The organism is Methyloparacoccus sp. NF-16, assembly GCF_056880625.1.
In genome coordinates, this window is sequence record NZ_CP174130.1 from 3,007,499 (window position 1) to 3,028,507 (window position 21,009).

At 66.5% G+C, this 21,009-nt stretch carries 17 protein-coding genes; 12 read left to right on the forward strand and 5 right to left on the reverse strand.

Annotated elements, in window-relative coordinates:
- Positions 1–7: 7 nt before the first annotated feature.
- Positions 8–1,012: a polyphosphate kinase 2 gene (gene ppk2 / locus ACH5N8_RS14220; protein WP_483281787.1), complete on the reverse strand. Its 1,005-nt coding sequence runs from the start codon at positions 1,010–1,012 to the stop codon at positions 8–10.
- A 316-nt stretch (positions 1,013–1,328) separates the two neighbouring features.
- On the opposite strand from ppk2, the gene ACH5N8_RS14225 reads away from it, so the two are divergent.
- Positions 1,329–1,493 (forward strand): hypothetical protein, encoded by a 165-nt coding sequence (locus tag ACH5N8_RS14225; RefSeq protein WP_460027683.1) that lies wholly within the window; start codon positions 1,329–1,331, stop codon positions 1,491–1,493.
- 229 nt (positions 1,494–1,722) lie between these two features.
- Here the strand turns inward: ACH5N8_RS14225 and malQ are convergent, their stop codons facing one another.
- Together malQ and glgC are read right to left on the reverse strand one after the other, a co-directional pair.
- Entirely contained in the window at positions 1,723–3,201 is a 1,479-nt protein-coding gene (gene malQ, locus ACH5N8_RS14230) for a 4-alpha-glucanotransferase (protein ID WP_483281788.1), read from the reverse strand.
- A 169-nt stretch (positions 3,202–3,370) separates the two neighbouring features.
- Positions 3,371–4,642, reverse strand: coding sequence for a glucose-1-phosphate adenylyltransferase (gene glgC, locus ACH5N8_RS14235; protein WP_483281789.1), 1,272 nt, complete (start codon positions 4,640–4,642; stop codon positions 3,371–3,373).
- 117 nt (positions 4,643–4,759) lie between these two features.
- On the opposite strand from glgC, the gene glgB reads away from it, so the two are divergent.
- From glgB to ACH5N8_RS14290, 11 genes are all read left to right on the forward strand, one after another.
- Positions 4,760–7,021: a 1,4-alpha-glucan branching protein GlgB gene (gene glgB, locus ACH5N8_RS14240; protein ID WP_483281790.1), complete on the forward strand. Its 2,262-nt coding sequence runs from the start codon at positions 4,760–4,762 to the stop codon at positions 7,019–7,021.
- Positions 7,018–8,499, forward strand: coding sequence for a glycogen synthase GlgA (gene glgA / locus ACH5N8_RS14245; RefSeq protein ID WP_483281791.1), 1,482 nt, complete (start codon positions 7,018–7,020; stop codon positions 8,497–8,499). The genes glgB and glgA overlap by 4 nt, the downstream gene beginning before the upstream one ends.
- 112 nt (positions 8,500–8,611) lie before the next feature.
- Positions 8,612–9,709 (forward strand): quinolinate synthase NadA, encoded by a 1,098-nt coding sequence (gene nadA, locus ACH5N8_RS14250; protein WP_483281792.1) that lies wholly within the window; start codon positions 8,612–8,614, stop codon positions 9,707–9,709.
- 40 nt (positions 9,710–9,749) lie between these two features.
- Entirely contained in the window at positions 9,750–10,217 is a 468-nt protein-coding gene (gene rlmH, locus ACH5N8_RS14255) for a 23S rRNA (pseudouridine(1915)-N(3))-methyltransferase RlmH (protein WP_483281793.1), read from the forward strand.
- A 16-nt stretch (positions 10,218–10,233) separates the two neighbouring features.
- On the forward strand, positions 10,234–10,845 hold the full coding sequence (locus ACH5N8_RS14260) for a Maf family protein (protein ID WP_483283200.1): 612 nt from the start codon (positions 10,234–10,236) through the stop codon (positions 10,843–10,845).
- Entirely contained in the window at positions 10,842–12,296 is a 1,455-nt protein-coding gene (rng, locus tag ACH5N8_RS14265) for a ribonuclease G (protein WP_483281794.1), read from the forward strand. Before ACH5N8_RS14260 ends, rng begins: the two co-directional genes overlap by 4 nt.
- Positions 12,297–12,392: 96 nt before the next feature.
- Positions 12,393–13,214 (forward strand): carbon-nitrogen hydrolase family protein, encoded by an 822-nt coding sequence (locus ACH5N8_RS14270; protein WP_483281795.1) that lies wholly within the window; start codon positions 12,393–12,395, stop codon positions 13,212–13,214.
- 34 nt (positions 13,215–13,248) lie between these two features.
- A complete protein-coding gene (tldD, locus tag ACH5N8_RS14275; protein ID WP_483281796.1) occupies positions 13,249–14,700 on the forward strand; it encodes a metalloprotease TldD in 1,452 nt (483 codons plus the stop codon).
- 50 nt (positions 14,701–14,750) lie between these two features.
- Positions 14,751–16,106, forward strand: coding sequence for a metalloprotease PmbA (pmbA, locus tag ACH5N8_RS14280; protein WP_483281797.1), 1,356 nt, complete (start codon positions 14,751–14,753; stop codon positions 16,104–16,106).
- A 48-nt stretch (positions 16,107–16,154) separates the two neighbouring features.
- Entirely contained in the window at positions 16,155–17,120 is a 966-nt protein-coding gene (locus ACH5N8_RS14285) for an ABC transporter substrate-binding protein (protein ID WP_483281798.1), read from the forward strand.
- A 129-nt stretch (positions 17,121–17,249) separates the two neighbouring features.
- Entirely contained in the window at positions 17,250–17,936 is a 687-nt protein-coding gene (locus ACH5N8_RS14290; RefSeq protein ID WP_483281799.1) for a HEAT repeat domain-containing protein, read from the forward strand.
- A gap of 31 nt (positions 17,937–17,967) precedes the next feature.
- On the opposite strand, the gene ACH5N8_RS14295 is transcribed toward ACH5N8_RS14290, so the two are convergent.
- Positions 17,968–19,614 carry an ABC transporter ATP-binding protein gene (locus ACH5N8_RS14295; protein ID WP_483281800.1) on the reverse strand — a complete coding sequence of 549 codons (1,647 nt, stop codon included), beginning with the start codon at positions 19,612–19,614 and terminating at the stop codon, positions 17,968–17,970.
- Between the two features lie 4 nt (positions 19,615–19,618).
- Positions 19,619–21,007: an ABC transporter permease gene (locus ACH5N8_RS14300; protein WP_483281801.1), complete on the reverse strand. Its 1,389-nt coding sequence runs from the start codon at positions 21,005–21,007 to the stop codon at positions 19,619–19,621.
- Positions 21,008–21,009 lie beyond the last annotated feature (2 nt).

The window sequence follows — 21,009 nt, forward strand, 5'->3', positions numbered from 1 at the left end:
CGACACCTCAGAACTGATCGATGATCCGCTCGCTGGAGTCGATCACCCGGGATGCCGGTCCGACCAGTTGCTGATCCGGCTCGCAGGCCACTTTCGGATTCTTGTTCGGGTACGGCAGGACGTGCAGAAAGTGCCGCATGCAGTTGATGCGGGCGCGTTTCTTGTCGTCCGACTTGATGACGGTCCAGGGCGCATCGGCCGTATCGGTGTGGAAAAACATCGCCTTCTTGGCCTCGGTGTAGTCGTCCCAGCGATCCAGCGACTTGATGTCGATGGGACTGAGCTTCCAGTGCTTGAGCGGATCGTCACGCCGGGCGACGAAGCGGCGCAGCTGTTCCTCCCGGCTGACCGAGAACCAGTACTTGAAAAGCAGGATGCCGCTGTTGACCAGCATCCGCTCCAGCGATGGCGCCTGGCGCAGGAACTCCAGGTATTCGAGCGGCTTGCAGAACCCCATGACACGCTCCACACCGGCCCGGTTGTACCAGGAACGGTCAAAGAAGACGATTTCGCCGGCCGTCGGGAAATGCGCCGCGTAGCGCTGGAAATACCACTGCCCACGCTCGACCTCGGTGGGTTTCTCCAGCGCCACGACGCGCGCGCCACGCGGATTGAGATGCTCCATGAAGCGCTTGATGGTGCCGCCCTTGCCGGCCGCGTCACGGCCCTCGAACAGGACGATGACGCGCTGCCCGGAATCCTTGACCCAGCTCTGTACCTTCAGCAACTCAACCTGCAAATCCTGCTTGAGCCGCTCGTACTCGCGGCGGCGCATGCGCCGGGGATAGGGGTAGCCGGCCGGCAGCGGCGCTTCCTCGCTATCCTCCGCCGAACCCTTGGGCGCCGTGGCGACCAGCGTGGCAACCGGCTCATGGCTGACGGCCTGAATCTCCGCTGCCGCCACGGGATTCGGACTCTCGGCGAGCTCGGGATCCGCCGGGACATCCGCGGCCATTTTTTCCGGGGTCAGGACAGCGTCATCGGTTTCGGGCTGGGGCTGGGGGCGGTTCATCTGGACTCCAGTCTAAGGACAAGCAGTGACAAGGTTATCCATCATACAACTGTGCGGACGAGACCATCCGGCACGAGGAGAGCCACAAACCGCCCCGGCACGGCCCAAGGCCGATCCGCTATCCAGCCCCAAAAAAGTCAAGCAAGAGGCTTGAACATGACTATTAACCGAAATAGAATGGGTCCGCGTGTCAGGACCGGGCCTCCATGGCCAGCTGACCCCGACCCGTAACTTCGGTTACTTGCTAGGATAAGGCGATCGGCATCAAGCGCTGTCGATCGGACAACAACCACTGAAGTCTGTTGAGGTAAAAAATATGGAACAAGAAAAAGATAACTTCTGGCTCTACATTGGCGCCGTCATTGTTGCCACCGTCATCGGCGTCTTCCTGCTGAAGAGCCGTGAGATGGAAAGCGTTCCGACCGATGCCTACAACGAAACCAGGGCTCAGGTCGAAAAGCAGATGCAAAAGTCCAAGTAAGAGTTCCACGGTGCCTGTTCGGATTCCGTCCAGTCGAGGCGCCTGAATTCGATTACAACAACTATAACGACAAAGAGCTCCCGAGCTCACCTCCCCCTAGACCTTGTTGCAGGCTCTCCCCCCGGGCCATCTGCAATCCGAGATTGCTGGCAACAAGGTCTTTTGCTGTCCGCGATACCCCACCCCAGGAACCGCCCCACCACCGGAATGACGGGGTTCCCGGCCTGCCTCAGCGCCCGTAGAGCTGGACCATCTCGGAGAGCGCGACAGCGTGCGCGTCTGCAAGCTGGCTCCAGCTGAACCGCCATGCCCAGTTACCGTCGATGGTACCCGGCGTGTTCATGCGATAACCCTGGCCGAGCCCGATGACGTCCTGCAGGGGCAGAATGGCCAACTTGGCCACCGAGGCCAGCGCGCTCTGCACCAGCGCTTCCGGCATGTCGGCGGCGGGATTGCCGAGATAACGCCGGACGTGCGCCTGCTGCCCAGCGCTCAAACCCTCGAACCACGACACCGTGGTGTCGTTATCATGCGTGCCGGTATACACGACATTGTTGGGGGTATGGTTGTGGGGCAGATAGGGATTACCCGGTCCACCGTCGAAGGCGAATTGCAGGATCAGCATCCCCGGTATGTCGAAGCGTTCGCGCAAGGCCTCGACCTCGGGCGTGATGATGCCAAGATTCTCGGCAATCAGGGGAACGCCCCTGTCTCCCAGCGTATGGACCAAGGCTTCCAGCAGGGCCTGTCCCGGCGCCGGTATCCAGCGCCCCTCGATGGCCGTGGCCGAATCGGCGGGGATCTCCCAATAGGCCTCGAGACCGCGGAAATGGTCGATGCGGACCCAGTCGTAAAGCGCCAGCTGGCCACGGAATCGCTCCAGCCACCAGCGAAAACCGTTGGCCTGCATGTGATCCCAACGATAATGCGGATTACCCCAGCGCTGCCCGGTAGCGGAGAAGTAATCGGGCGGAACGCCGGCCACGACCCGGGGATTGCCCTCCGGCGTCAGATCGAACTCCTCCCGTCGCGCCCAGACGTCGGCACTGTCGCCGGCGACGAAAATCGGGATATCGCCGAAAAGCAGCACGCCACGGGCGTTGGCATAGGCCCGCAAGGCCCGCCACTGTCCATAGAACAGGAACTGCTCGAAACAGACCCGCGCGATCCGATCCGCCAGGCGGACACGCGCGGCACCCAGGGCCGCGGGATCGCGATCGCGCAGCGGTTCCGGCCAAGTCTGCCAGGGCCGATCGCCCTGCTCCGCACGAATGGCCATGAACAGAGCAAAGTCGTCGAGCCAGTGACGATGCTCCGCCACAAAGCCATCGAGGTCCGCGATGCTCTGGCCATCGCTGCGGAACCGCGCGAAGGCATATGCCAGACAGGCATCACGGTAACCCGGCTCCGCGGCTATCGCCTGCGTCAGAACCTGCTCGGGCAGCCAACCCCGCTCGACCAGCCAGCCGAGGTCGATCATGCGTGGATTGCCCGCATGCGCGGAAAGACACTGGTAAGGGGAACCGTCGGGGTGGGTGGGATTGACCGGCAAGGTCTGCCAGACGGTTATGCCCGCCCGGGCGAGAAAGTCGACGAAACGGTAGGCATCCTTGCCCAGGTCGCCATTGTCGGCGGCCCCGGGAAGCGACGTGATATGAAGGAGGATACCCGCTCGACGCCGGTCGAGAATGCTATGCGCTTGCGCCAAACCGCCCCCCCAGGGTGTACATGACCAGCTTGTAGAAATTGTTTGAGTTGCGGGGTATCAGACGGCGATACCCCGAACATGATCGCGGGAAGGATGCTGCGGGATGGACGGCGCCGGGCAACCGGCACGGAAGCCGCCGCGCTGCCCTTGCCCCAAGCGCGCCGACCGCCTAGCGCGAGAAGTGCAACCGCTGACCGAGATCGTCGGGCGTCACCAGCACGACGCCACCCGGGCTGACATGGAAGCGCTTGCGATCTTCCTCCAGGTCCTCGCCGATCACGGTATTGGGCGGAATGTGGCAGCCGCGGTCGATCACAGCCCTGGTGATGCGACAATGACGGCCGATATTCACCTCCGGCAACACGACGGAATCCTTCACGGAAGAATAGGAGTTGACGCGCACATTGCTGAACAGCAGCGAATTGCGCACCTCGGAGCCGGAAATGATGCATCCCCCCGATACCATGGAATCCACCGCCATGCCCCGGCGATCGTCGTCGTCGAAAATGAACTTGGCCGGCGGCGTCTGTGCCTGATAGGTCCAGATGGGCCACTCCCGGTCGTACAGGTTGAGCTCCGGATCGACACCGATCAGCTCCATGTTGGCCGACCAGTAGGCGTCCACCGTGCCGACATCCCGCCAATAGGCCTGCACGCCGCTCTGGGCATGCCGGAAGGGATAGGCGAAGACACGGCTGTTGTTGATGATGTTGGGGATGATGTCATGCCCAAAATCATGGCTGGAGGCCGGATTGTCGGCATCCTTGATGAGCTGCTCGAACAGGAAGGCCGTGCTGAAGATATAGATCCCCATGGACGCCAGGGCATGATCCGGCCGGTTCGGCATGGGCGGCGGCTCCGCCGGTTTCTCGACGAAATTGATGACCCGCTTGGCATCGTCGACATGCATGACGCCGAAACCCTTGGCCTCTTCCAGCGGCACCTCGATGCAGCCGATGGTGAGGTCAGCCTCCCTCTCGGCGTGATAGGCCAGCATGAGACCGTAATCCATCTTGTAGACGTGGTCGCCTGCCAGGATGACGATATATTCGGGATCGCGCTGGCGCAGGATGTCGAGGTTCTGGTAGACGGCATCGGCCGTGCCGGCATACCAGCGTTCCTGCATGCGCTGCTGGGCCGGCATGACATCGACGAACTCGCCCAGCTCGCCGCGCAGGAAACCCCAGCCCTGCTGGATATGGCGGATCAGCGAGTCGGCCTTGTACTGCGTCAGCACGCCGATCTGCCGGATACCGGAATTGAGACAGTTCGACAGGGGAAAATCGATGATGCGGAACTTGCCTCCGAACGGCACGGCCGGCTTGGCGCGCCACTCGGTCAGGGAATGCAGGCGACTGCCCCGCCCGCCGGCCAGGACCAGCGCCAGCGTCTGCCGCGTCAGACGACTGACGAATCGGGTTTTGTGCAGGGATTCTGGCATGGGGGTCGCTCCTGAGTGACGGACTTTCGGCACAATCGCGGCGCAGATTTGATAATATCCACACCTCGTTTCGAGGCATCGTTTAGAGACCCATTCTACTACCAGAGGCCTTTCAAAGTGAACTCACCAGACGCGCAAAAAGCCCCCGGTGCAGAGTGGGAGAAAACCCTTCCCGAGGACGTTGTCCGGCTGCTGAAGGCCCGACATCACGACCCCTTCGCGGTCCTCGGACGACACGCGCAAGACGGCCGGGAGGTATTTCGCGCCTATCTGCCCTGGGCCGAGACCGCCCGGGTCGGGAAAGCCGGCCCCGAGTTGCGGCGGCTGCCCAATACCGACCTGTTCGAATGCCGGGTGGAGCCCGACAACCGCATCCCGCGCCACTATGCGATCCACTGGGTCGACAAGGAAGGAAAGGCCGGCAGCCATGTCGATCCCTATACCTTCGAACCCCAGATTGCCGACTTCGACCTCTACCTGTTCGGCGAAGGCAAACACCGCCATATCTATCGCATCCTCGGCGCACAGCTCTACACGGTCGACGGCGTGGAGGGCGTGCTGTTCGCGACCTGGGCGCCAAATGCCGAGCGGGTCAGCGTCGTCGGCGATTTCAACCACTGGGACGGGCGCGCCCACCCCATGCGCACCCGCGGCGGCAGCGGCGTGTGGGAACTGTTCATCCCCGGCCTGGACGCGGGGTGCCTGTACAAGTTCGAGATCCGCAACCGCGCCCACGGCACGGTGCTGCTGAAAAGCGATCCCTACGGCCAGCGTTTCGAGCTGCGGCCCGGCACCGCCTCCATCGTCACCGGCAAGGACGACTTTGCCTGGCACGACAAAAACTGGCTCGAAACCCGCGCCAGCCACGAATGGCTGCACGCGCCCATGTCGGTCTACGAGGTCCACCTCGGCTCGTGGAAGGTCGGGGAACAGGGCCAGTTCCTGGATTACCGCACCCTGGCAAGGGAGCTGGTCGCCTACGTCAAGCCACTGGGCTTCACCCATATCGAGCTCCTGCCCATCACCGAGCATCCGTTCGATGGCTCCTGGGGCTACCAGACCACCGGCTATTTCGCGCCGACCAGCCGCTTCGGCAGTCCGGACGACTTCCGCTGGTTCGTCGACTACTGCCACCAGCATGACATCGGCGTGATTCTCGACTGGGTGCCGGCGCATTTCCCCAAGGATGCCCACGGACTCGCCTGGTACGATGGCACGCCGCTCTACGAGCACGAGGACCCGCGCCTCGGCGAGCACCGTGACTGGGGCACGCTCATCTACAACTATGGCCGCAACGAAGTCCGCAACTTCCTGATCGGCAGCGCCATCTACTGGCTGGAAGAGTTTCACCTGGACGGCCTGCGGGTGGACGCGGTCGCCTCCATGCTCTACCTCGACTACTCCCGCGAGGCGGGCGACTGGATTCCCAACAAATACGGCGGCAACGAGAACCTCGAGGCAATCGCCTTCCTGCGCGAGCTCAATACCGTCACCCACCAGCAATGCCCTGGCGCCCTGGTCATGGCCGAGGAATCGACGGCCTGGCCGCAGGTCACCCGCCCCACCTGGACCGGCGGACTCGGTTTCTCGATGAAGTGGAACATGGGCTGGATGCACGACACGCTGGAGTACTTCGGCAAGGATCCCATCCACCGCCACTATCACCATGACCAGCTGACCTTCGGCCTGCTGTACGCCTTCACCGAAAACTTCATCCTGCCCTTCTCGCACGACGAGGTCGTCCACGGCAAGGGGTCGCTGCTGGCACGCATGCCCGGCGACGAGTGGCAGCGCTTTGCCAACCTGCGGCTGCTGTACACCTTCATGCTGACCTACCCGGGCAGGAAGCTGCTGTTCATGGGCTGCGAATTTGCCCAGAGTACCGAGTGGAACGCCGCCAGCCAGCTCGACTGGCATGCACTGGACCATCCGCTGCACCAGGGCGTCGCCAAGACCCTGTCGGACCTGAACCGGCTGTACACAACCACACCCGCCCTGCATACCCGCGATTTCGACCATGAGGGCTTCGAATGGATTGACTGCCACGATGCACCGCAATCCATCCTCAGCTACATCCGCAAGGATGCCAGTGACTTCGTGCTGATCATCCTCAACTTCACGCCGGTGCCCCGGCACGAATACCGCATCGGTGTTCCCGAGGCCGGCGAGTACGAGGAAATCTTCAACTCCGACTCCACTTACTACGGCGGCAGCAATGTCGGCAATCCGCCCTTGCGCTCGGAGCCACGGCCATGGATGGGGCGCCCGCATTCGATCGAGCTGACCCTGCCCCCCCTCGCGGGCATCGTGCTCAAGTGCGTCCGCCAACCCAAGCCCAAGCGCGAGATCGAAGCGGCCCCATCAGCCAGCAGCGAATGAAGAAGGTCCTCTTCGTCACCAGCGAGGCCTATCCGCTCATCAAGACCGGGGGTCTCGCCGATGTCTCCGGCGGACTGCCCATTGCCATCAAGGCCCTCGGCCACGATGTCCGCATCCTGATTCCCGGTTACGCCGAGGCGATCGCCTCGGGCATGATGGAGCCTCTGAGGCTCCCCGGCGGCCGCATGAGCCCGATGCTGCACCACGGCCTGCTGCCCGGCTCGGAGGTCGAGGTCTACGGCCTGTCGCACCACGACTACTTCGGCCGGGCCGGCAATCCCTATCTCGGCGCCGATGGCAAACCCTGGGCCGACAATGCCGAGCGCTTCTCGCTGCTCTGCCACGTGGGCACGGAACTGGCCATGAACCGGCTGGGGCTGGACTGGCAGCCCGACATCGTCCACTGCAACGACTGGCAAACCGGCCTGATACCGGCCCTGCTCAACGATGAGCTGCAGCGTCCGGCCACCGTGTTCACCATCCACAACCTGGCCTATCAAGGCATCTTTCCACACGAGACCTTCGTCCGGCTCAGGCTGCCAAACCGGCTCTGGTCACACGAGGCCCTGGAGTTCTACGGTCAGCTGAGCTTCATCAAGGGTGGACTGGTGTTCGCCGACCGCATCACCACGGTAAGCCCCAACTATGCCCGGGAAATCCAGGGCGAGGACTTCGGCTGCGGCCTGGACGGCCTGCTGCGGCAACGACGCGAGCGGCTGAGCGGCATTCTCAACGGCATCGACGTGGAGGTCTGGAACCCGGCCAAGGACCCCTATCTCCCCGTGCATTTCGACCGCGCCGGCCTCGAGCGGCGCGGCGAGCTGAAACGGCACCTGCAACGCGCCTTCAGCCTCCCCGAGGATCCGGACGTACCGCTGCTGGCCTGGGTTGGCCGGCTGGTCGAGCAGAAGGGCATCGACCTGCTGCTCGAGATCATGCCACGGCTGATGGCCCTGCCCTTGCAGATCGCCGTGCAGGGCAGCGGTGACGCCCGCTTCGAACAGACCCTGCAGCACTGGGGCAAGCTGTTCCCGGACCGCTTCGCCATCCGCGTGGGTTACGACGAGGCCCATGCCCGGCTGATCGAGGGCGGCACCGACGTGTTCCTGATGCCGTCCCGTTTCGAGCCCTGCGGGCTCAACCAGATGTACAGCCAGCGTTATGGCGCCGTGCCCCTGATCCGTCGTGCCGGCGGCCTGGCCGACACGGTGGTCGACACCAACGACGAGACCCTGCGCGACGGGACCGCCACCGGCATCGTGTTCGACGACGCCAGCCCGGACGCCCTGTTTGACGCCATCCAGCGGGCGCTGCGGCTCTACGCCACCCCTGTGGACTGGCGCAAAATCCAGGCGAATGGCATGGCCAAGGATTTCTCCTGGCAGGTCAGCGCCCGTCAATACCTGGAACTCTACGAACTCGCCGAGCAGGACCGGGCGGCCTGCCTGCCTCACGCCGCCCGGCGCGCGCACGGCTGACCCACCGGGATCCGGGCAACGGTCGAGAGGACGACAGCGGGTGCGCCGCACAATTTCCCAGTATTTCGCTCGTGTATTATGACGGGCCTCCCCAGCCGTCGAGAATTCAGCCATGCTTGCTCCCGCCCTGCCCCTGGAAGACTACGCCCTGCTCGAGGATGCCGAATGCGAGGCGCGCATCGAGGCCGCCAAGCGAGAACTCGGCCGTCGCTGCGTCATCCTTGGACATCACTACCAGCGTGACGAGGTTTTCCGCCATGCCGACCTGACCGGCGACTCGCTCAAGCTGTCGCGGGAAGCCGCGCGCTCGGACGCCGAATACATCGTCTTCTGCGGCGTGCATTTCATGGCCGAAGTGGCCGACATCCTGTCGCGCCCCGAGCAGATCGCCATCCTGCCCGACCTGGCCGCCGGCTGCTCCATGGCCGACATGGCCAATCTGGCGGCCGTCGAGCGCGGCTGGCGGGAACTGTCCGGGATCATCGATCCCGACGCCAGCGTGACGCCGGTGACCTACATCAACTCCGCTGCCGACCTCAAGGCCTTCTGCGGACGCCATGGCGGCATCGTCTGCACCTCCAGCAACGCACAGAAGATTCTCGAATGGAGCTTCGCCCGGCGGCAGAAGGTGCTGTTCTTCCCCGACCAGCACCTGGGCCGCAACACCGGCCATCGCATGGGGATTCCCCTGGACGACATGGTCACCTGGGACTTCACCCGGCCCATGGGCGGCCTGAGCGAGGCGGAGATCCGCAAGGCCCGCATCATTCTCTGGAAAGGCTTCTGCTCGGTGCACCAGATGTTCCGACCGGAGCACGTCGATCGCTTCCTGGAGAAACATCCGGAAACCCGCGTCATCGTCCATCCCGAATGCGCCTTCGACGTCTGCGAGAAGGCCCACGACATCGGCTCGACCGAATCCATTCTCAAGACCGTGCGCGCCGCCGAGCCCGGCACCCGCTGGCTGGTGGGTACCGAACTGAACCTGGTCAACCGGCTTGCCCAAGAGATGAAGCCGCGTGGCGTGAACGTGCACTTCCTCTCGCCGACGGTCTGCATGTGCTCGACCATGTTCCGCACCGACCCGCAACATCTGGCCTGGGTACTGGAAAATCTCGTCGCGGGACAGGTCATCAACCGCATCCGCGTACCTGAAACCGACGCCATTCCGGCCAGGCTGACCCTGGACCGCATGCTGGCCGTGGCCTGAAGGCCGGGACACGACAGCCGCACCCGAGCCCGCCGAACCCATGCAGATCCACCTGTTCGCCGTCGGCAACCGCATGCCCGGCTGGGTGACCGAGGGTTTCCACGAATATGCCAAGCGCCTGCCACGCGACTGCGAACTGGTACTGAGGGAGATCGCGCCCAGCAAGCGCGGCAAGAACGCCGACCTCGCCCGCATCCGCGAGGATGAGGGTCAGCGCATCCTCGCGGCGCTGGGCCGGGACGACCGGGTCATCGCCCTGGAGGTGGAGGGCAAGCCCTGGCGCACGGAAGATCTGGCCGCGTGGCTGGCGGACTGGCAGCGGCAGGGCCGGCGCGTGGCCTTGCTGGTCGGCGGCCCCGAGGGTCTGGCCGATGCCTGCCGGGTGCGCGCCGAACAGCAATGGAGTCTCTCCCCCCTCACCCTGCCACACCCGCTGGTGCGGGTCATCGTGGCCGAGCAGCTGTATCGCGCCTGGAGCCTGCTGAACAACCATCCCTATCACCGCTGAGCCCCGGCCGTCCCCGATCGCCATGGAATCCCGCCGTCTCATTCTCGCCTCGGCCTCGCCACGCCGTCAGGCACTGCTGGCCCAGCTGGGCCTGGACGCCGAAATCCGGCCGGCCGACATCCCCGAACGGCCGCTGCCGGAAGAAACGCCGGAACAATATGTCCGCCGGATCGCCGCCGAGAAGTCGCGCGCCATCCAGACGCTCGACGATAGCCGCCTGCCGGTGCTGGCCGCGGATACCGAGGTGGTGCTGGACGGCGAGATCTTCGGCAAGCCCGCCGATCTGGCACAGGCCCTGGAGATGCTGGCGCGACTGTCGGGGCGCGAACACACGGTCCTCAGCGCCGTCTCGCTGCGCGCCGGCGAGCGGCATCTGGAGGCGCTGAGCCTGAGCCGCGTGCGCTTCCGGCCGCTGACCGTGGACGAGATCCGCGCCTACTGGGCTACCGGCGAATCCCGCGACAAGGCTGGCGGCTATGCCATCCAGGGCCTCGGCGCGCTGTTCGTCGAACACCTGTCCGGCAGCTATTCCGGCGTCATGGGGCTGCCGCTCAGGGAAACCGGCGAACTCCTGCGGCAGATCGGGCTCGATCCGCTGCCCCCCCAGCGAAAGGGCAATCCATCATGAGCGACGAAATCCTGATCAACGTGACGCCGCCGGAAACCCGCGTCGCCATCGTCGAGAACGGCGTCCTCCAGGAAGTGCTGATCGAGCGCACCCGGCGGCGGGGACTGGTCGGCAACATCTACAAGGGCAAGATCTGCCGCATCCTGCCCGGCATGCAGGCGGCCTTCGTCGACATCGGCCTGGAACGCTCAGCCTTCCTGCACGTGTCCGATCTCTGCCCGGGCGAACGCGAAAAGGCCCAGGGCGACCAGATCGAACTCATCTTCCGCGATGGCCAGGAACTGGTGGTCCAGGTGGTCAAGGATCCGATCGGCGCCAAGGGCGCGCGGCTGACCACGGAACTGGCGATTCCCTCGGTATTCCTGGTCTACATGCCGCAGGCACGAACCAGCGGCGTTTCCCAGCGCATCGAGTGCGAGGCCGAACGCGTCCGCCTGCGGGCCTGCGTCGAGGCGTTCCAGAAGGAACACGGCACCGGCGGTTTCATCGCCCGCACGGCCGCCGAGGGCATCGACGAGGCCGCCCTGCGCGCGGACATGCTGTTCCTGCTCAAGCTATGGAATTCCATCGCCCAGCGCCAGCGCACCGCCAAGCCCCGTACCCTGCTGCACGAGGACCTGCCCCTGAGCATGCGCGTCCTGCGCGACATGCACTGCGCCAAGGTGGAGAAGATCCGCATCGACTCGCGCGAGACCTACAACCGGCTGACCAAGTTTGCGCGCGAATTCGTCCCCGAACTGGCGCCCCGGCTGGAACACTATGCCGGCGAGCGGCCCCTGTTCGACCTCTACGCGGTGGAGGACGAAATCCAGCGGGCGCTGGAACGCCGGGTGACGCTCAAGTCCGGCGGCTACCTGATCTTCGATCAGACCGAGGCCATGACTACCATCGACGTCAACACCGGCGCCTTCGTCGGTGGGCGCAACCTCGAGGAGACCATTTTCAAGACCAATCTCGAAGCGGCGCAAGCCATCGCCCGGCAGCTCCGGCTGCGCAACCTCGGCGGCATCATCATCATCGATTTCATCGACATGCAGGACCGCGAGCATCGCCAGCAGGTCCTGCAGGCCCTGCAGCGCTGCCTGGAAAAGGACCATGCCCGCAACACCATCAGCGAGGTTTCCAGCCTCGGACTGGTGGAGATGACCCGCAAGCGGACCCGCGAGAGCCTGGAACATATCCTCTGCGAACCCTGCCCCACCTGCGGCGGCCGGGGCGTCCTGAAGACCGCCGAGACCGTCTGCCTGGACATCTTCCGCGAGATCATCCGCGAGGTCCGCCAGTACCAGGTGCAGGAGCTCCTGGTACTGGCCGCGAACGAGGTGGTCGAGCGCCTGCTGGACGAGGAGGCGGACACCCTGTCGGAGCTGGAGAGCTTCACCGGGGTGCGGATCAAGTTCCGCGCTGAGGCCCAGTACACGCAGGAGCAGTATGACGTGGTGCTCGTCTGAGGTGCAGTGGCCCATGCTAAACTGCCGGGCCACCATCCGCCTTGCCGGCGGGATTCCGACCATCAGCCCGCCCCGCAACGCCCCAGGAAACCGCGCATGAAAAAAGCCACGCTTGCCGCCGTCCAGATGGCTTCCAGCCCGAATGTCAGCGGCAACCTGCTCGAAGCCGAGCGGCTGATCGGAACCGCCGCCGCCCAGGGCGCCCACCTGGTGGTGCTGCCGGAAAACTTCGCGCTGATGGGGCTGAACGAGACCGACAAGCTGGACATCGCCGAAACCGACGGCGCAGGCCCGATCCAGGAGTTCCTGTCGAAAGCCGCCGAACGCTTCAAGGTCTGGCTGGTGGGCGGCACCATGCCCATCCGCGGCGTCTCCGGCAGGGCCCGGGCCGCCTGCCTGGTCTTCGATGACCGCGGCCAGCGGGTGGGGCGCTACGACAAGATCCACCTGTTCGATGTCAACGTGCCGGGCACCGAGGAAAGCTACCAGGAATCCGCCACCATCGAAGCCGGCGAGGATGCCCTGGTGGTGGACACCCCCTTCGGCCGCCTGGGCCTCACCGTCTGCTACGACATCCGCTTCCCGGAACTTTACCGGCAGATGGCGGCCATCGGCATGGACATCCTGGCCGTGCCCTCCGCCTTTACCGCCCGTACCGGCGCCGCCCACTGGGAAGTACTGGTACGCGCCCGTTCGGTGGAAAATCTCTGCTATACCGTCGCCGCCAACCAGGGCGGCTTCCACATGAACGGCCGCGAGACCTACGGCCACAGCATGATCGTCGATCCCTGGGGCGTGGTGCTGGCCAGCCTGGCCCAGGGCGCCGGCGTGGTCACGGCCGAATTCGACCGCGACCGCCTGGAGCGGGTCCGCGCCGCATTCCCGGTGCTGGAACACACCCGCCTGAGCTGCCGCTAGGCCATCCTGTCGCCCCCTGACACCCGAGCCGCCGATGTCCCACCAAGCCCTCGCCATCGCCCAGACCGCCCTGCTGGAACCCGTCGGGCTCGCCACCAACGACCTGGAACGGGTGATGCAGCAGTTGCTGGGCGCCGGCATCGATACCGCCGACATCTACCTGCAGGCGACCCGGTACGAGTCCTGGGGACTGGAAGACGGCATCGTCAAGGAAGGCAGCCACAGCATCGACCAGGGCGCCGGCATCCGCGCCGTTTCGGGCGAAAAGACCGGTTTCGCCTATAGCGACGACATCACCCTGACCGCCCTGCTGGAGGCGGCCAAAAGCGCCCGCGCCATCGCCCGGCGCGGCCAGGAAGGCCGCCAGCCGCTTCCGGCACCGCCGCGCCCGCCGGCCCTGTACCTGCCGGTCGATCCCTTGCAGTCGCTGCCGGAAGCGGACAAGCTGGCCCTGCTGCGGCGCCTGGACGCCGAATGCCGGGCGCTGGACCCGCGCGTCGAGCAGGTTTTCGTCAGCCTTTCCGGCAGCCACGAAGTCGTGCTGATCATGGGCCAGGACGGCGCCATCCATGGCGATGTGCGGCCGCTGGTCAGGCTCAACGTAAGCGTCATCGTCGTCGATGGCGGACGGCGCGAACAGGGTAGCTGCGGTGGTGGCGGCCGCACCGACTATTACTATTTCCTGGAGGGCGACCGTGCCTCGGCATATGCCCGCGAGGCGGTCCGCCAGGCGCTGGTCAACCTCGAAGCCGAGGAGGCACCGGCGGGCAACATGACGGTCGTGCTGGGCTCAGGCTGGCCCGGCATCCTGCTGCACGAGGCGATCGGCCACGGGCTCGAGGGCGACTTCAACCGCAAGGGCACCTCGGTCTTTTCCGGCCGCGTCGGTGAACGGGTCGCCTCTCCCCTCTGTACCGTGGTCGATGACGGCACCCTGCCGGGCCGACGGGGATCGCTGACCATCGACGACGAGGGTACTCCCACCGCCTGCACGACGCTGATCGAGAACGGCATCCTCCGGGGTTACATGCAGGACAAGCTCAACGCCCGGCTGATGGGCGTCGCGCCGACCGGCAACGGCCGCCGGGAGTCCTACCAGCACCTGCCGATGCCGCGCATGACCAATACCTACATGCTGGCGGGGCCGCACGCGCCGGACGAAATCATCCGCTCGGTGACCAAGGGCCTGTACGCCAAGAACTTCGGTGGCGGGCAGGTCGATATCACCTCCGGCAAGTTCGTGTTCTCCGCCAGCGAGGCCTACCTGATCGAGAATGGCAGGATCACCCGCCCGGTCAAGGGCGCCACGCTCATCGGCAACGGCCCCGACGTGCTCACCCGCGTCAGCATGGTCGGCAACGATCTCGAGCTCGATACCGGCGTCGGCACCTGCGGCAAAGATGGCCAGAGCGTTCCCGTGGGCGTCGGCCAGCCGACGCTCAAGGTCGACGGCCTGACCGTGGGCGGCACGCGCCTGGACCATTGACCGCGCCGCCACCCCGGAACCACCTCAACCGTTCGCCACCCAGACCAACCGTGACATCCGCATCCCGACTCCCCGCCGCCGAGCACGCGCAGCTGGATCAGCTGCAGAACCTGGTCGCCGATTGCCTGCGCGAGGCCAGCCACCAGGGCGCCACCGGTGCCGAGGCCGGCGTCAGCATGGAAACGGGCCTGTCGGTCACCGCCCGCCTGGGCGAGGTGGAGACGGTCGAACACCACCGCAGCCGCGGGCTCGGCCTGACGGTCTACATCGGCCAGCGCAAGGGTTCCGCCAGCACCAGCGATCTCAGTCCCGCCGCCATGCGGGAAACGGTGGCTGCGGCCGTGCGCATCGCCCGCCACGCCGCCGAGGACCCCTGTGCGGGACTGCCGGACCCCGACTGGCTGGCCACCGAATTCCCGGATCTCGACCTGTACTATCCCTGGCCCATCGAGCCCGAGGCCGCCATCGAGCTGGCGGTGGCCTGCGAGAATGCCGCCCGCCGGCATCACCCGGAAATCGTCAATTCCGAGGGCGCGAGCCTCAACACCTTCCAGGGACTCCGGGTGATGGGCAACAGCCTCGGCTTCCTGCACGGCTATGCCTCCAGCCGTCACAGCCTCAGCGTCGCCGTGATCGGCGAGCGGGGCGGCGAGATGCAGCGCGATGACTGGTGGACGGTGGCACGCGACGCGCGCGACCTGCAGGCGGCGGCCGAGGTCGGCCGGGTTGCCGCCGAACGCACCCTGCGGCGTCTTGGCGCACGCCGCCTCGGTACCCGGCAATGCCCGGTCGTTTTCGCTGCCGACGTGGCGTCCAGCCTGCTCGGCCATTTCGTCGGCGCCATTCGCGGCGGCAACCTCTACCGCAAGTCGTCGTTCCTGCTGGACCGGCTGGGCCAGCCGGTTTTTCCGGATTTCGTGCAGCTCCGCGAGGCGCCGCACCTGCCCAAGGCCCTGGGCAGCGCCGCCTATGACGCCGAGGGCGTGCGGACGACGCCCCACCACCTGGTGCGCGACGGCGTCCTCGAATCCTACGTGCTGAGCACCTACTCGGCGCGCAAGCTGGGCATGCGCTCCACCGGCAACGCCGGCGGCGTCCACAACCTGATCCTGGAACCCGGCGAGCTGGACCTTTCCGGGCTGCTGCGACGCATGGGAACCGGGCTGCTGGTGACCGAGCTCATGGGGCAGGGCGTGAACCTGGTGACCGGCGACTATTCCCGCGGCGCGGCCGGTTTCTGGGTCGAGGATGGCGTCGTCCAGTACCCGGTCGAGGAATTCACGGTGGCGGGCAACCTCAAGGACATGTTCGGGACACTCGTCGCCGTCGGCAACGACGTCGACCTGCGCGGCAATACCCGCACCGGCTCCATCCTCATCGAGCGGATGACCATCGCCGGCAACTGATGGGCGTAGAATGAGGGCGCATTTCCGCCGGCCCGCCAGGTTACCGCCATGCCCAGACCACTCGCCGCCCTGCTCCTTGCCGCCCTGGCCCTGGGATCGCTCGCCCAGGCCTCTCCCGCCCCCAGCGTCAGGGTCGGCGCGCTGGCCTTCGGCACGCTCGGCTGGGAGCTGGCCATCATCCGTAGCCGCGGCCTGGACCAGGCGCAGGGCATCGCCATCGAGGCGACCGAACTGGCCAGCCCGGAAGCCGGCCGCATCGGTCTGCAGGGACGCAGCCTCGACATCGTCGTCTCCGACTGGCTGTGGACCGCCCGCCAGCGCCAGCAGGGCCAGCCGCTGAGCTTCGCGCCCTTCTCGACCAGTCACGGCGCCCTGGTGGTACCCCGGAATTCCGCCGTCAAGGACGTGGCCGACCTGCGAGGCAAGCGGCTGGGCATCGCCGGCGGCGGGCTCGACAAGAACTGGCTGCTGCTGAAAACCCTGGCGCAGCAGACGCAGCAGCTCGATCTGGAAAAATCCGCCACCCTCAGCTTCGGCGCTCCGCCCCTGCTGAACCAGCAGCTGGAACATGGCCAGCTGGATGCCGTCCTCACCTATTGGAACTATGCCGCCAAGCTCGAGGCGCAGGGATATCGCGAACTGCTTGACGGCCGGCAACTGCAAAAACGGCTGGGCATCGATGCCGACGTGCCGGTGCTCGGCTATGTGTTCCGCGAGGACTGGGCCAAGGCCAATCCCCAGGCCGTCGACGGCTTTCTCAAGGCCGCCGCCGAGGCACGGCAACGGATCTGCGAGTCCGATGCCGACTGGCAGCAGGTGGTGCCACTGACACGGGAACCCGACAGCCAGGCGCAGGCCATGCTGCGCCGGCACTACTGCGCCGGCCGCTGGCCCGCCGCGGCATCGATCCCGAGCACCGCCGCGCAGACACTCTTCGACCGAATCAACGCCGCCGCCGGCGAGCCGGCCGCCGCCATCCCGGCAGGCACCTTCTGGTCCGCCCCGAAACCCTGATCCTTCGGCCATTCCCGCCGGGCTCCGGGCCACATTTTCGGCCGCGCATCGGTCTGTTAATATTCCGCCGCCCATGCCATCCGGCCCGGGCGGCCGTCTTCCGCCTACCTGACCCGAGACCCTTGCACCATGTCCATCGCCCGGATTCTCATCATTACCCTGCTGATTTCGCTCAGCCTCGTGGTCCTGGTCCTGTTCAACCTGGAATCCGACAGCGGTGACCAGGACGGCGGGGAAGCGGTGGCGACCGCGCCCAAGTCCAGCGAGGCGCCGGACAGGACGCCGGCAGCCGGCCCCGTCCCGCCAGCCGCGCCGTCGGGTGACGAACTGATGGCGCCCGATGAGGCGGCGGAGGACGAGCAGCTCGAAAAGGAGCAGATAGCCGAGGCCATGACCCAGCTCGGCAGCACCAATGACGAGGAGCGGATCGAGGCGGTCGAGCAGCTCGGCGCCTACCCCAGCCCCGAGACCGAGGCGACGCTGGGCCAGCTGCTGACCACCGATGGCAACCCGGAAGTACGCAACGCGGCCGCCCTCAGCCTGGGCGCCGTGGATGAGCCCTCCGACGCCACCGTCGCCGCCCTGATGTCGGCGCTGGAGGATCAGAACGAGGATGTACGCTTCAGCGCGCTGTCGACGCTGGAGGATTACATGCTGGGTCAGGAGGAGGATTCGCCCAATTACCGCCGCATCAAGGATGGCCTCAAGTTCAGGCTGAACTCCCGCACGCTTTCCGCGGAGCTGAGAGAATCCATCAACGAGGTCCTGCGCGACCAGGATTTCACGGCGGCGCCGGAGGCCGAACCGGACAACTGAACCGGCGGCAACCGCAGCCTTGCGATGCCGCTCAGGCGCCCCGCCGCAGGCGTGGCAGCGCCGCCAGCAGGCGCCGGGTATAGGCCTCCCGGGGCTCGAACAGCATCTGCTGGACCGGGCCGATCTCGATGATCCGCCCCTGCTGCATGACCGCCACACGGTCGGCCAGCGCCGACACCACCCCCAGATCATGGGTGATGAAGAGGTAACTGAGCCCCTGCCGGGTCTGTAGCTCCCTGAGCAAGCGGATGACCTGGGCCTGCACCGAGACGTCGAGGGCACTGGTCGGCTCGTCGCAGATCAGCAACCTCGGTTCCACGGCAAGCGCCCGGGCGATGCAGATGCGCTGTCGCTGGCCACCGGAAAACTCGTGCGGATAACGCTCGCGGGCCGACAGGGGCAATCCCACCGCCTCCAGCAGGCCAGCCACCCGCGCGCAACGCTCGGCCCGGGACAGCTCCGGGCGTTGCGCCAGCAGACCCTCCTCCAGGATGCTGCCGACCGGCAGCCGGGGATTCATCGACGAATAGGGATCCTGAAAGACGATCTGCATCGACTGCCGCAGCCGCCGGCCGGGACTGGCCGACAAGGGCTCGCCGGCCAGCCGCAAGGTACCGCCGGCGGCGGGCAGCAGAGCAAGCAGCGCCTTGCCCAGCGTGGTCTTGCCGCACCCCGACTCTCCCACCAGGGCCAGGGTTTCGCCGTGGCCAACATCGAAGCTCACCCGGTCCACCGCCGGCACCCAGCCCACCGTGCGCTGGAAAATGCCGCGCCGGATCGGGTAATGCACGCTGAAATCGCGGACCTCCAGCAAGGGTGCCCGGGCACTGGTGTCCGGACCCGGTGGCGGCCGCTGTCGACAGGCATCCAGGCGCGGCATGGCGGCGAGCAGCTCGCGGCTGTAGGGATCGCGCGGCCCAGCGAAAAACGCGGGTCCGCCGGTTTCGACAAGCCGCCCCTGCCGCATCACCGCAACCCGGTCGGCGACTTCCGCCACGGCAGCGAGGTCATGGGTGATCAGCCACAGCGCCATGCCGGTTTCCCGCCGCAGCCGGCCGAGCAGCGCCAGCACCTGCGCCTGCAACGTCACATCCAGTGCCGTGGTCGGCTCATCGGCGATCAGCAGGTCGGGCTCGCCCGCCAGCGCCAGCGCGATCATCGCCCGCTGCCGCATGCCGCCCGAGAGCTGATGCGGATAGGCCTGCAACTGGCGGGCGGGCTCGGGCAGACCGACCTGGTCCAGCAACTCCATGGCCCTGCGCCGCCGTTGCGCGCTGCCGGAGCGGGCATGCAGCGCCAGCGTCTCGCCGAGCTGCTGGCCGATGGTCAGCACGGGATTGAGCGCCGTCATCGGATCCTGGAACACGACACCGATACGGCGGCCGCGAATCGCCCCCATGGCCAGCTCCGGCAGGGCGAAGATGTCGCAGCCATCCAGGACAACCTGCCCCCCCTGGATGCGGCCGCCCTGGGGCAGCAGGCGCAACACGGACAGCGCGGTGACCGACTTGCCCGAGCCGGATTCGCCCACCAGGGCAAAGCTTTCGCCCCGGGCAATCGCGAAGGAAACGCCGGCCACCACCGGCGTCCAGTCATCACCTTGGCGGAAGGCCACGCGGAGATCCCGGACCGACAGCAGGGGCGCTTCGGGTGGGCTGGCCGGCGTCGGATGGGACACGGGACTAACCGCCCCGGCGCGGGTCGAAGGCATCGCGCACCGCATCGGCGAACAGGTTAGCCGGCAGCACCAGGGCGAACATGAAGGCGAAGGCCGCCGCCAGCGACCACCAGACCGCCGGCTCGCGCGCCATTTCCAGCCGGGCGCCGTTGATCATGTTGCCCCAGGATTCGGTCGTGGGGTCGACGCCGATGTTGACATAGGACAGCACCGCCTCGGCCAGCACCAGCGAGCTGAAGTCCAGCGCCACCGAGATCAGCACCAGGTGGAAGAGATTCGGCAGGATATGCCGAACCAGGATCCTGGGCTGGCTGACGCCCAGCACGCGGGCGGCCTGGACATACTCCAGCTCGCGCAGCTTCAGGGTCTCGGCGCGCAGGAGGCGGCACAGCCCGGTCCAGGAGGTCAGGCCGAGAATCAGGCACAGCGCCAGCAGGCGGAAGTCGGCGCGGGCCGCGAGACTCGCGAACTCCGCCTCGTGCCGGGCCATGTAGGTCTGCATGACCAGCATCGATGCCGCGATCAGCAGCACGCCCGGCACGGAATTCAGCGTGGTGTAGAGGTACTGGATGACATCATCCACCCAGCCCCGGAAATACCCGGCAAGGATGCCCAGCAGCAGCGCCAGCGGCAGGGTGGCGACCGTGGTGAGGGTGCCGATGAGGATGCCGGTGCGGATGCTCTTGAGCGCCTGATAGAGCACATCCTCGCCCACCTTGCCGGTGCCGAGCACGTGATAGCCCTGGCTCAGGCTGCCGATCATGCCGGCGCCGAGGCAGAGCAGCAGCAGCGTCAGGGCCATGGCGCGCCAGGGCACTTCGGTGCGGCCGAGGACGCAGGCGCGCAGAACACCAGCCGCGCCGGCACCTCGCCACAGCACGGGCAGCGCAGCAGCGCCGAGCAACGCCAGCCAGGCCAGCCCCCCCCACGCCAGCCCCTCGCCGGTCAGCCGGCCGGCATCACCCCAGCGCTGGCCCTCGGGGTCGTCCAGCTGCCGGCCACCGAACCGCAGCCTCGGATAGCGCCAGCGCTCGCGGCCATCCAGCTCGCGCACCATCTCGCGGGCGTGGGCATAGGCCGCCAGGGGAGCGGAATAGGTCTTTTCCTGGCCCTCCCGGAGAGGCGTCAGCACCAGATCCAGCAGGGTCAGCGGCTCACCGATGGCCGCAGCCTCGCCAAGGCCGCGGGCGCCGGCCGGCAAGCGGATGGAATCGAGGACCGCCAGCAGCAGGTAGGCCAGCAGGATGACCAGCGAGATCATGGCGCTGCGGCTGCGGGCCACCTTGCGCCAGGGCCGGCGCAGGTGTTCCTGGCCCCGGCTGCGCACCGCCAGGAGCAGCATCCCCGCCAGCATCAGGAAGAACAACAGATCGGTCGGCAGCAGTATCGGCATGG

Bases quoted from the DNA above. Each gene is read 5' to 3' on its own strand.
- ppk2 (WP_483281787.1), bottom strand. From the start codon at position 1,012: ATGAACCGCCCCCAGCCCCAGCCCGAAACCGATGACGCTGTCCTGACC.
- ACH5N8_RS14225 (WP_460027683.1), top strand. From the start codon at position 1,329: ATGGAACAAGAAAAAGATAACTTCTGGCTCTACATTGGCGCCGTCATT.
- glgC (WP_483281789.1), bottom strand. From the start codon at position 4,642: ATGCCAGAATCCCTGCACAAAACCCGATTCGTCAGTCGTCTGACGCGG.
- glgA (WP_483281791.1), top strand. From the start codon at position 7,018: ATGAAGAAGGTCCTCTTCGTCACCAGCGAGGCCTATCCGCTCATCAAG.
- nadA (WP_483281792.1), top strand. From the start codon at position 8,612: ATGCTTGCTCCCGCCCTGCCCCTGGAAGACTACGCCCTGCTCGAGGAT.
- rlmH (WP_483281793.1), top strand. From the start codon at position 9,750: ATGCAGATCCACCTGTTCGCCGTCGGCAACCGCATGCCCGGCTGGGTG.
- rng (WP_483281794.1), top strand. From the start codon at position 10,842: ATGAGCGACGAAATCCTGATCAACGTGACGCCGCCGGAAACCCGCGTC.
- ACH5N8_RS14270 (WP_483281795.1), top strand. From the start codon at position 12,393: ATGAAAAAAGCCACGCTTGCCGCCGTCCAGATGGCTTCCAGCCCGAAT.
- tldD (WP_483281796.1), top strand. From the start codon at position 13,249: ATGTCCCACCAAGCCCTCGCCATCGCCCAGACCGCCCTGCTGGAACCC.
- ACH5N8_RS14285 (WP_483281798.1), top strand. From the start codon at position 16,155: ATGCCCAGACCACTCGCCGCCCTGCTCCTTGCCGCCCTGGCCCTGGGA.
- ACH5N8_RS14290 (WP_483281799.1), top strand. From the start codon at position 17,250: ATGTCCATCGCCCGGATTCTCATCATTACCCTGCTGATTTCGCTCAGC.
- ACH5N8_RS14300 (WP_483281801.1), bottom strand. From the start codon at position 21,007: ATGCCGATACTGCTGCCGACCGATCTGTTGTTCTTCCTGATGCTGGCG.